This is a genomic window from Streptomyces sp. XY431 (assembly GCF_001279805.1).
GTDB lineage: Bacteria > Actinomycetota > Actinomycetes > Streptomycetales > Streptomycetaceae > Kitasatospora > Kitasatospora purpeofusca.
Genome location: NZ_LGDO01000031.1, coordinates 19,911 through 32,396, shown reverse-complemented (window position 1 = coordinate 32,396; position 12,486 = coordinate 19,911). Strand labels below are relative to the sequence as shown.

2 protein-coding genes and 1 pseudogene are annotated in these 12,486 nt (G+C 68.5%); 2 read left to right on the top strand and 1 reads right to left on the bottom strand.

All coding sequences use genetic code 11. The features are described 5' to 3' along the window. Nucleotides 1-252 (top strand): annotated as a pseudogene (locus tag ADK60_RS05435) (serine hydrolase); the annotation flags it as partial. A gap of 75 nt (nucleotides 253-327) precedes the next feature. Here the strand turns inward: ADK60_RS05435 and ADK60_RS05430 are convergent. Beyond that, a complete protein-coding gene (locus ADK60_RS05430) occupies nucleotides 328-4,743 on the bottom strand; it encodes a LamG-like jellyroll fold domain-containing protein (RefSeq protein ID WP_159400314.1) in 4,416 nt (1,471 codons plus the stop codon). 441 nt (nucleotides 4,744-5,184) lie between these two features. On the opposite strand from ADK60_RS05430, the gene ADK60_RS47455 reads away from it, so the two are divergent. Continuing rightward, entirely contained in the window at nucleotides 5,185-12,483 is a 7,299-nt protein-coding gene (locus ADK60_RS47455) for an RHS repeat-associated core domain-containing protein (RefSeq protein WP_053643674.1), read from the top strand. Nucleotides 12,484-12,486: the final 3 nt, after the last annotated feature.

The window sequence follows — 12,486 nt, the reverse complement described above, 5'->3', positions numbered from 1 at the left end:
CGCGAACTCACCTCCGGCCCCGGCCACCTCGGCTTCGACATGGGCGCCCGCTGGGGCTCCGGCTTCCTCCTCCCCTCCCCCACCTTCCGCCCCATGCTCACCCCCACCAGCTTCGGCAACGACGGCGCCGGCGGCCAATTCACCTTCGCCGACCCCACCACCACCCACACCTTCGCCTACACCACCAACCGCATGATCGGCCACGCCGACCCCCGCGCCAACAACCTCGCGGCGGCCCTGCCGGCCACCTGACCTGCACGCGGACAGGCCAAGGCCCCCGCCGCAGGAATGCGACGGGGGCCTTGTGAAGGGTCTGTGTACCGCGGGTCAGGTTGCGGGACTGAGGGACCAGCGCTGGTTGGCACCGGCGTGGCAGTCCCAGATGCCTAGGCGGGTGCCGTTCTCGGTGACCCAGCCCGGCAGTTCGAGGCAGCGGCCGGAGTTCGGGTTGTAGAGGCTGTTGTCGGCACGGCGCAGCCACTTCTGGCCGCCCTTGAGGTTGTCGCAGTCGGCGAGGACGACGGGGGCTCCGTTCCAGATGGCCTCGTCCTGCACGGTCACGCACTTGCCCTGGATGATGAGGGCGTGGTTGTCGGTGTTGAACTTGAACTGCTGGTTGGGACCGTTCCAGCAGTTCCAGATGCCGATGTCCATTCCGCCACCGATGTTGTCCAGGCACTTGCCGCCGTCGAGGGCACTGCGCACCGAGATGCTGGTGCCGCTGATGGCGAGGTTGCTGACCTGGGGGTCGGTGAGCGCGTAGGGGTACGCGCGGACGTCGCCGATGGCACCCCGGAAGTGGTCCTCGGCCGGGTAGTAGACCGTGGTGGCCGCGCCCATGGAGAGCGTTCCCCCGCTGGACCACGGGTGGGGGTTCCTGGCGACGCCGACGGCCCGTCCGTTGACGTAGAGCGTCATGGTGGCGGTGTCGGCGTTGTAGGTACCCACCAGGTGGGTCCACTGCCCGACCTGCGGGCGGGCCTGCTCCGAACCACCGGCGAGGTAGTAGGTACTGGTGAAACGCCAGTCCTCGTGCGGGGCGACGAAGGCCCAGGTACCGGCCGAGGCCGAGTACTGGAGGTAGAACGGGCTGCGGTCGTTCCCGGTCAGCGAGAGCACCGTGCCGTAGCCGTTGGCGCTGTCGAGCTTGGCCCAGGCGGCGACGCTGTAGCTGCGACGGGTGTCGATGCCGGGCGCCTGGGAGCTCCGGTAGTAGTTGTCGCCGCCGAAGGTGGCAGCGCTGTCACCGACGGCGTTGCGGTCTGCTGTGAACCCCACGTGGCCGACACCGACGAGCGCGTTGGTCGCGTTGCTGTCGACCACGGGCACGGTGGCATCGGCGTGGAGCGTGTTCTGGCGGTCGAGCGTGTACCAGTCCGGGGTCACCCGGATGTTGGCAACGGTCTGCGGGCCGGCGTCCCAGTCCATACCGGGGTTGGTGGCGTCGCCGGAGCGGTGGCCCCACCAGATCTGGATGTCACCGGTGTCGGCGTTGCGGCCCCAGAGACCCGGGGCCCCGTTCCCGAGCAGGTCTCCGTCGGAGCCGAGGACGGGCCAGGTCGCGACGGGAACGCTCCCGATGTAGGCGGGCCCGGAGATCCCGGTGACGGTGGGGACGACCAGGGGGTTGCCGTTCTCGTCCATGATCGGGTCCCCGAAGTCGGGGTCGACGACGTCGAGGGTGCCGGTGGTGAGGGTGTAGGCGGTCAGCTGGCCCGACCACTGGTCCACGTCCGCCCGGCGCATGTTGCGTGCCCAGAGGCCGGGGTGGCCCTGTCCGGCCCAGTCGCCCGGAGTGATCAGCTCCATGTCCTTCCAGCCGCCGGAGGCGAGCCGGACGGGCTGGCCGAACGCATTGGTGCTCGTGGCCGGGAAGAACCACAGCTCGCCATCACTGCCGTCGCTGTTCGCCTCCACCGTGACGAGGCCGGTCTTGTTCTTGAACTCCAGCTTGATGTCGAGATCGGTGTGGGCCGGGTCTCCGACCGCCGCCACCCGCAGGGTGTGCGACCAATCGGCCGAATAGCCGTTGCAGTAGGCGGAATCGTTCGGCGGCGTCACACAGGCCGGCCGGGCGAGCGCCACCTTGCTGTTGTATCGGCCTGTGGAACGGCTGTTACCGGGGTTGCCGTAGACGTAGAGATCGGGGTCGTCCTTCACATGCACGAAGAGGTCGTCAACGTGCTTGCCACCAGTGAGCGCGCCCCGGTGGCTGTACTGAACGGCGCCGCCGGCCCACGTGCTGCTGTCCGGGGTGTCCGCCGGTATCGCGGCGAGCGCGGCAGTCGGGCTCTTGGCCACCGTGTTGCCGGGGATGCTGTAGGTGCGGAGGTTGCCGGCCTGGTCGGCGGTGAGGATGTCGGCTGCGCCGTCACCGGTCACGTCGCCGAACACCGGCTGCGGGCCGTCCGGGTTCCATGGCACGTAGAAGGCGTACTGGGCAACGGGCGAGACGTTGCCCGCGTTGTCCTCGACCTGGATGTAGGCGATGTTGGTTCCCCAGGCGGTGGGGAAGACGGGAAGCCCGCCCGTCGGCATCGAGTCGCCGCACTTCCAGGACGCCCCCTCGAACTGCGGGTCGAAGCTCCAGCGCGCGCAGACGACGCCGGAGGTCTGGCCGCCCGAAGGGTTCGGGTCGACGGGGGTGTAGGGGATGTTCCCCCACTCGCCGGAACGCAGCCTGCTGCCCTGCCCGTTGCCCGACGGCGGGAACTGGGTGGCGAGCGCCTCGTCGGACAGCTGGTCGTACAGCGACGGGACCTGCACGGTGGGCGGGGTCCGGTCGACGCCGAAGTGACAGGCGGGGGTGGATCCCGACATGCCGACCAGCTGGTCGCTGGCCATGATGCTGTAGCCGTAGACGTGACCGTCCTGAATGATGCCGTCGGGCACCCGGTACGCCGCGTTGCTGCCGTTGCCCACAGGCCCGGTGTAGTCCGATGCGACGTCAGGAACACCGGGCAGGGTGTAGTCCCAGATGTGGCTCCACGAGTACAGGGTCTGCTGGACGGGGCTGCTGACGGTCGCGTTGAGCGTGACGCCGTTAAGGTCGGCCCCGGCGCCCAGCCAGCCCCAGCCGTTGCCGTCGCAGCCCGGAACGGTCTGGTCCGGGGAGACGGTCCGCGGCGCGGGGTAGGTGTAGGGGTTCGTGGGGGTGTTGGGGGCGCGGTCGTACTCGACCACCACGATGGGCCGGTAGTCGAGGCGCTTGAACGCGAGCTTGTCGTTCTCGTCGCCCTCGACCGTGAATGTCATGGCATTGGTCTGCCACGCCCATTCGCGGTAGGCCGAGGTCACGTCGAAGCGGAAGTCGATGCCGTTGGTGCATCCCGGATTCCCGGATCCGGGAACCCAAGCGGGATCCCCGATCCGGCCGCCGAGATGGGTCGGAGCATCCTGCCAGGTCGTGCTCGTGTCAATGGGCTTGTTGACAACGAAGAGGTTGAGGGGATAGGCCTTCTTGCAGTCCCAATTGGACGACTTGGCCTGCCACATCGTCATAACGGCCTTGTTGATGATCGTGCCGGAGAAGCCGGCGGAGTCGATCTGGAAGAAGGACCGCTCGATTCCCGTCTTCTGGACGTACTCCTGAGCACCGACGCCGGGCCGGTTGTACGGCTCCTGGGGCGTAGCGGTCCTCAGGAAGTTGTTCTGCTTCGGGTAGGCGGACTGGGTCCACGCCCAACCGTTGCCGGTGCGGTCGTCATAGATCCAGCCCGGGTCGATGAACCAGGGTCCCTCACCGTGGGCAAGCAGGTCCTGGTCGGGGCTCAGGGTGATACCGCCGCTGCCGGCGGTGGTGGGCATCACTGACACCTTGGCACTGTTGCCCGGGCCGTCGACGCTACTGGTCGTGGGACCCTCGGGATCACCGCTGGCGGTGGCCGCTCCGGCAGACGTCAAACCGGGTACGGTCAAACCGACTTTCGCCAGCGTCGGACCGGACGACGTCGCCGGAGGCGGAGTGGAGGGCGTGGCCGGGGCCGGGGCAACCGTGCTGCTGTCCCACATCCGGGGCGCAGGGGCGTGCCAACGCACGGTGCCGTCCTCAGCGGCGGCCGAGAGGCTGTAATCGGCGTCCGCCTTCACGGTCACGCCCGCGGTGGTCACGGGGAACGTGACCGACCTGAGCGCCGGGTTCGCGGCCGCCGCGGCGTTCTTCACGACCAGGACGGTACTGAGGCCCCCGTACTTGGTGGCGGTGGCCTTCAGGTCGATTCCGGGAGCGACCTCGGGGTAGAGCACACCGTCGCCGTCCTCGTCCACGTGACCCTGCGTCAGCGGGAAGGGCGAGTTGAGCGCAAGCTGCTTTCCGTCCGCACTGGTGAGGGTAGCGAGCGCGCCGGATCCGCCGGCCGACAGGTGGACACCGGCACCCGAGGCCTTCGGGCGAAAGCCTCCCTTGGGATCGACCACCAGCGTGGCATCGAGATCCGCCCACGCGCCGTTCTGCTTGACCCGCTGCCGTTCCACATGCAGCGTCTTCTGGAGATGACCCTCGGGAGTGGCAACCGTCTCGCTGTAGTCGTCGGTGAGCGAGGGCACGGGCACGGCCACGCCCGTGCCCTTGGCCTGGGCGATCGCTTTCTCCGCCTCGGTCGCGGGCGGCCGCATCTTCGCGTGTGCGGCATCGGCCTCCGCCATCACCTGGGCAAGGCTCTTGGCGCCAGGCTGCGGCGCGGCCATCGCCGCCGGCACCGGGAGGCCGCCGCACAGGGCGAGTCCGAGGCCGAGCGCGGGCACACGTAGGGCCAGGGTGCCGGCGCGGCGCCGGATAGGGCGTGATCTGGGGGACGTGGGCACGACGAAGCCTTCCCTAGATGGAGATTCGTGCGTGTGCTGCAGACCGGCACTGCGCACAGGACAGACGAAACCTGCTCACGCTCACGACACTCCGTCAACGTTTTTTCGGTGTCGCAGAAGTGGTTTGCCATTGCTTCGCACGATTCGCACCCCAAGTGATTTGAATCACCGTAGGCGATCTTTGTCGACTCCTCGACACGGAATGTAAGCAGCTCATAAGGTCGGCTGACTCTTGATCACCTGGCCGTTCCCACGGGCACGGTCACCGACGGAGGGGTGACGGTGCTCTTTCACCGTGCACGCTCGGCCCGGTCTCGGGCCTCCTACTCACGACGATCACGGACCGCCCTGGTCAGTACCCTTGCGGTCGTCGCCTCCCTGATGGTTCCGGCCGGAGGCATAGCCTTCGCGGCGGCGCCGGACTACCAGCGCGTCTGGTCACCGCCTCAGACACCGCTCCCGGGCACGGAGTCGGTCACCGGCAAGGACGCCCCGCGTCCGGCAGCGGCCCGGGCCAAGACCGAACCCGCCAAGCCTGTCCAGGACAAGAGCGGAAAGAACGCTCCTGCCGGCGCCGCGGCGGTCGACCTCACCCAGGCTCCTGCAGCCGGCACGACCACCACCCGCTCCGACGGCCACGGCAACACGGTCCAGGAGCCCGCCGCCGCGACCGCCAAGAAGGCCGGCGATCTCCCGGTCTGGGTGTCGTCCATAGCCGGTGGCGACAAGCCGTCCCCCGCCCGCCGAGCCGACAGCGCCGAATCCGAGGCGAACACCAAGGTCAGTGTCACGGTTGCCGACACCGCCACCGCCAAGGCCGCAGGCGTCAGCGGCGCGCTGGTCTCCCTCTCCCTCGCAGAGCAGCACCCCGCCACCAAGGCCCGGGTGAGTCTGGACCCCGTAGCCCTTGCCCCCGCCTACGGCGGCGACTGGGCAAGCCGCGCCACCCTGGTCGCCCTGCCCGCGTGCGCGCTCACCAGCCCGGGCGCGGAGCAGTGCCGGACCCGCACCCCGGTCCCCTCCCACCTCGACCCGGAGACGAAAAAACTGGTCGCCGATGTCGACCTGCCCGCCTCCGCGCCGGTGGCCTCGCCGTTCGCGAAGGGCTTGACCGCATCGGCGGCGGCCGGTACTCCCACCGCGGCGCCCGCCATGGTCCTCGCGCTGCAGGGAGCCCCGAGCAGCGGCTCCGGCACCTACAGCGCCACCAGCCTGAACCCCAGCCAGGGCTGGGCCGCCGGTGGCTCCTCCGGCTCGTTCACCTACAACTACCCGGTCCAGATGCCGCCCAGCCTCGGCGGTGGCGTCCCGCAGATCGGCCTTTCCTACGACTCGGCGTCCGTCGACGGCAAGACCTCCGCGACCAACTCCCAGGCCTCCTGGATCGGTGAGGGCTGGGACCTCGGCTCGGGCTTCGTCGAGCGTTCCTACCAGCCGTGCTCGAAGGCCGGCATAGCCGGCTCCGGCGACCAGTGCTGGGGCGGCGCCAACCTGACGCTCTCCCTGGCGGGCCACTCCGGCCAGCTCGTCCCGCACGACGGCTCCTGCGACACCTCCGACCCGCGCGACGAACTGTCCAAGTGCACCTGGCGCCTGCAGTCCGACGACGGCACCAAGGTCGAGTTCCTCACCGGCGCCGACAACGGCACCTGGAACAGATCCTTCCTCAAGGTCACGGACACCAGCGGCACCGTCTACTACTTCGGCCTGAACCACCTGCCCTCGGCCCAGGGCACTCCGACCAACACCGGTCCCGCGAGCCAGTCGGCCTGGACCGTCCCGGTGTTCTCCCCGAAGCCCGGTGACCCCTGCTACGACTCCGCCAAGGGCAATGCCTCCTGGTGCCAGAGCGCCTGGCGGTGGAACCTCGACTACATTGTCGACCCCCACGGCAACCTGACCACGTTCACGTACGACCCCGAGAAGAACCACTACGCTCTCGGCGCGGGTCAGAACCACGGCAGCGGTACTCCCACCGAGTACACCCGCTCCGGCAATCTGCACGTCATCGGCTACGGCCAGCTCCTCTCCGACCAGCTGAACAGCAACGGCGCCCACCAGCCCGCCTCCCAGGTCGTCTTCGAGAGCGGTGAGCGCTGCCTCGCTGGAGAGACTCCCTGCAAGGCAGAGAACCGTACCCCCGAGAACGCCGGCAACTGGCCGGACGTCCCGGTGGACCAGCAGTGCGCCGCCGAGGGAGCCTGTGCCAACACGGGTCCCAGCTTCTGGACCAGCCGATGGCTCAACACCATCACCACCAAGGTCCGCGTCAACAACGAGTACCGCGATGTCGACACTTATCGGCTGACACACACGTTCGAAGATCCTCACGACACCAGCAAGTACCCCAATGTCCCGGGCAAGGACCCGAACGCCCCCACCACGGATCCCCAGATCCCGTGGCTGGCCTCGATCCAGCGGACAGGCCACAGCAGCGGCCAAGGTGACATTCCCCTGAACCCCGTCACCTTCAAGGGAATGGCTCTGCGCAACCGCGTTGACGGGCTCACCCCGGTCAGGTCCGACTTCCTCCGCCTGCGGATGGAGCTCATCACCACCGAGACCGGCGGTGCCATCGGCATCGACTACTACAGCCAGTCCTGCTCGCGCAACGCCAACACCATGCCGGCCTCGCCCGACAACAACGAGCTGCCCTGCTTCAACGTCAAGTGGTACGAGCCCAACGCCACAGCGACCGACAGCCCCGTCGACGACTGGTTCCTGCGCTACCCGGTCCACGTCGTGACCGTCGACCCGCGCTCCGACTTCGTCCGCGGCTCCCTCCCTCAAAGCACCACCTACACCTACGGCAAGGCCGCCTGGCACCGCAACGACGCCGATGGCATCGACGACGCCGTCCGTACCTGGGACCAGTTCCGTGGCTACGCTTCCGTCACCGCAGTCAGTGGCACCGCCGGTGACGGACCGCAGAGCAAGTCGTCCACCTACTACTACCAAGGCATGGAAGGCGACCACGACGCCGCCGGCAACGTCCGCACCGGCGTCCCGGCCAAGGGAGCTACGGTCGCTTCCGCGACCGACCACGACTGGCTCACGGGCCAGGTCCTCGAATCAGCCACCTACGCCGACGCCACCGCCGACACCCCTTCCGCCACCAGCGTCAACACCAGCACCGAGCCCGCAGTGGTCGCCTCCCACAGCCGGGGGAACTCCCTGCCCCCGCTCCAGGCCCGCTACGCCTCACCTGCCCAGAGCACCGTGACCGCCGGGGCCAGGAGGTCTGACGGCAGCTGGCGCACGACAACGGACACCACGTTCGTAGAGTCAAGCTCGCCCTACCGCCCCTCGAAGCTCCTGCAGAAGGCCGACGGCACCCCGGACGTCTGTGTGCGGACGCAGTACGCGGCCAACCCGGCCTCGCCCATCGTCAACGCCGTATCCCAGACACTCACCGTCTCCGGCGAGAACGCCTGCGACGCGACCCCCACAGCGGCGAACACCGTCACCGGCGGTCGCACCCTCTACGACAACCAGCCCCACGGCAGCCTGGGCACCACCGCGTCGGCCACTGGCCTCCAGGTGCTGGAGAAGTACGACGCCAACGGCACCGCCCAGTGGACCACCACCGGCACCAGCGCGTACGACGCCTACGGCCGTCCCACCACCGTCACCGACCCCACCACGACCGACAGCGCGCACCCGAACGGTGCCGCCACCACCACCGTCTACAGCTCCGCCGCGCCGGGCGAACTGCCCAACAAGAACACCGTGATCGCGCCCGCTCCGGCCGGCACCCCCGAGGCGGCAACCGGCTGGACCTCGACCGTCACCCTCGACCCCACCCGGTCCCTTCCCCTGACCACCACGGACGTCAACGGCCGTACCGTCACCCAGACCTACGATTCCCTCGGCCGACTGACGGCCGTCTGGCAGGCCGGACGCGGCACCAGCTCGCCCGCCGACTACAAGTTCACCTACCAGCTCAGGAACGACGGTCCGTCCTCGATCACGACCCAGACGCTTCGGCACACCTCGAGGTACCAGGAGTCCATCCAGATCCTGGACGGCCTCGCCCGCGTCGTGCAGACGCAGACCGACCCGGCGATCTCGGCGTACGCCGGCCGACTGATCACCGACACCTTCTACGACTCCCACGGTCGCGCCGCCGCGACCAACAACACGTACTACAACAATCTCAACCCGCCCAGCACCGTCCGCTTCGAGCCCGACAACGCCAAGGTCCCCAGCCAGTCGCACACCTCCTTCGACGGCATGGGCCGTGTGGTCGCCAGCCAGTCGCTCGCGTACGGCGTCCCGCAGACCACCACCGTGACCTCGTACCCCGAGCCGGGCCGGGTCGACGTCACCCCGCCGACCGACGGCAGGGCCACCACCACGATCTCCGACGCGCGCGGGCGCACCCTGCAGCTGTGGCAGTACCGCACCCCGGCTCCGACCGGGAACCCCGGAGACGCGGACGTCACGTCCTACAGCTATTCCCAGGTGGGCACCGAGGCCTCCCGCACGGACGCTGCCGGCAACACCTGGACGTACAACTACGACCAGCGCGGGCGCCGCACCGGTACCAGCGACCCCGACGCCGGTACCAGCACCGTCACCTACGACACCGCCGGCCGGGTGGCCAGCTCCACCGACGCCCGGGGCCAGAGCATCGTCTCCACCTACGACCTGCTCGGCCGGCCGACGGGTACCTACAAGGACTCGGTCAGCCCCGCCAACCGGCTCACCGGCCGCACGTACGACACCGTGGCCAAGGGCAAGCCCGCCACTTCCACCCGCTACGTCGGCGGCCAGAGCGGCGCGGCGTACACCACCGCGGTGACCGCGATGGACACCGCCTACCGGCCGACCAAGACCACCGTCACCATTCCCGGTAGCGAGGTCGGGCAGGCCAACCCGCTCACCTTCACGTACCAGGCCGTCTACAACCCCATCACCGGCGCGCTCACCAAGACGGGCCTGCCTGCGGTCGGCGACCTGTTCGCCGAGTCGGTCACCTACAACTACGAGGCCTACGGTCTCCTGCACGACGTCGGCGGACTCGGCGGCATCGCCTACGACGTCCAGTCCGACTACGACGCCTACGGCCGCAACATCCGCTCCACGATGAACCCGTACGGCACCCAGATCGTCGCGACCAACACCTTCGACGAGTCCACCGGGCGCCCGATCAGCCAGTTCGTCGACAAGCAGACCGCGACCACCGGTTCGGTCCAGCACACCACCTACGCCTACAACCAGGTCGGCCGGATCACGGCGATCCGCAGCATCCCCAACAACACACCGTCCGCGACCGACCTGCAGTGCTTCAGCTACGACTACCTCGGCCGCCTCACCACGGCCTGGAGTGACACCGGGCGCCTCTACCAGGAGCCCAACCCGGCGGTCGGCGGCCAGGGCCGCTGCACCAACGACACTCCGACGAGCGGCGCCCAGGTCCCGGCCCAGACCACCGTCGGCGGCTCCGCCCCCTACTGGCAGAGCTACCAGTACGACCTGACCGGCAACCGGACCGGCATGGTCGCCCACGACCCGGGCGGCGACACCTCCCGGGACGTCACCACCACCCAGACCTTCCCGAACGCGGGCACCCGCAACACCCCGACCACCGCTCCCGGAAGCGGCGGCGGAACCGGCGGGCCGCACGCCCTGCTCACCTCCACCAACCGTGTGGGCGGTGACAATCCGACCACCAGCACCTCCCAGTACGACGCGGCCGGACACACCACCGCCGTGACGGACACCGCCGGCACCACCACGCTCACCTGGAACGGCGAGGACCGTCTGGAGTCGGTCGACAAGACCGGCAGCGGCGCCACCACCTACGTGTACGACGCCGACGGCAGCCAGCTCGTCCGGCGCAACCCCGGCAAGACGACCATCAACCTCGCCAACGGCGACGAGCTGATCTACGACACCGTCACCAAGTCGCTCACCGCCTCGCGCTACTACTCCATCCCCGGCGGCATCACCCTGGTGCGCCAGGGCGGCAACGTCCTCACCTACCAGTTCGCCGACCACCACGGCAGCAACTCCCTGGCCATCAACGCCAGGACGCTGGCGGAGAACCGGCGACCCACCGACCCCTTCGGCAACCCCCGCGGCACCCAGCCCTCCATCTGGGCCGGCGACCACGGCTTCGTCGGCGGCACCAAGGACGACATCACCGGCCTCACCAACCTCGGCGCCCGCCAGTACCAACCCACCACAGGCCGATTCCTGAGCCTGGACCCCGTCCTCGACGCCGGCGACCCACAACAGTGGAACGGCTACGCGTACTCCGAGAACGACCCGGTCAACAAGTCCGACCCGAGCGGCCTCCGCTCGGAGGAGTGCGGCACGCTCTACGCCTGCGGCGCAGGCCGCACCATCACCATGAGCAACGCGGCGGAGACGACCGCGACCTACATGCCGGGCGCCGCACCTCCGCCTGTGCCGCCCACGCCCGATACCGGAACGGCCAGCGTCAGCACCACCAACGATGGTGGCAGCGGTGGCGGACCTGTCCCTACTCCGGTGAACCCAAGCGCCAAAAAGGCCGAGACCGCCAAGAACAAGGTCATCGACGCCGGAAAGAAACTCGCCAAGATCGTCTCCGACGAACTGGGTATCACCGACGCCATCGACTGCGTCACGACCGGAAACCTCGGCTCATGCGGCGAGACCGCCCTCAACGTCGTCACCAGCATGTTCAGCGGCGGCCCGCTCACCAAGCTCCTGGCCAAGTACGCGTTCCGCTGGAACAAGGCCTACGAACTCGCCAAGACCCTCAAGACCCTTGCCGGCGAACTATTCGACGGGCTGAAGACCTGGCGCCGCGAATCCAAGGCCGCCAAGGAAGCGGAAGACACCGTAGCCGCCGCCTGCCCGATCAGCCGCCCACACAGCTTCCCACCGACGACACCCGTCCTCCTCGCCGACGGCAGCGCCAAGCCCATCGGTGATATCACCGTCGGCGACCAGGTCCTGGCCACCGACCCCCAGACCAACACCACCTCCGCCGAAGCCGTCGTCAACACCATCGTCACCCCCGACGACACCCTCTTCACCGATCTCACCCTCACTGCCACCAACACCACCCCCAGCACCCTCACCTCAACCCAGCACCACCCCTACTGGGACATCACCACCGCCCGCTGGACCCAAGCCGCCGACCTCCAGCCCGGCGACACCCTCCTCACCGCCGACGGCACCCCCGTCACCATCCAGTCCGTCCGCAACTACGAACTCGCTCCGACCGAAGCCCGCGACCTCACCGTCTCCAACCTCCACACGTACTATGTGCTGGCGGGGGACACCCCGCTTCTCGTTCATAACACGGGCGGCTTGGAATGTGATCTCCGGGCATACACGGATCTGGCCAGACTTGCCCCTGGGAAGAATGAGGGTGCAGCAAGCGTCCTCGTGACCCCTTCCGGGAACACTTACTTTGATATCAGCACTCGCAGGAAGGACTTGAAGATTCTCCCCCTTCCGCTACGTCGAGTAATAGATCAAACTGGTCACCACGGCGGGTGCGCCGAAATTGGCTGCATTGCCCAGGCCATGGACGCCGGCGACCTAGTCCGGGGAAGCAGTAGCCTAGCAATGCTCCGAAAGCCATTCGATCATGCTCGATACAGAGATCTGCTGCCAGCTTGCCCGCAATGCCAAGCAGTGATGTCTAGACTCCAGGTAACCGACCTATTCCAAGGATGATGC

Bases quoted from the DNA above. Each gene is read 5' to 3' on its own strand.
- ADK60_RS47455 (WP_053643674.1), top strand. From the start codon at position 5,185: ATGGTTCCGGCCGGAGGCATAGCCTTCGCGGCGGCGCCGGACTACCAG.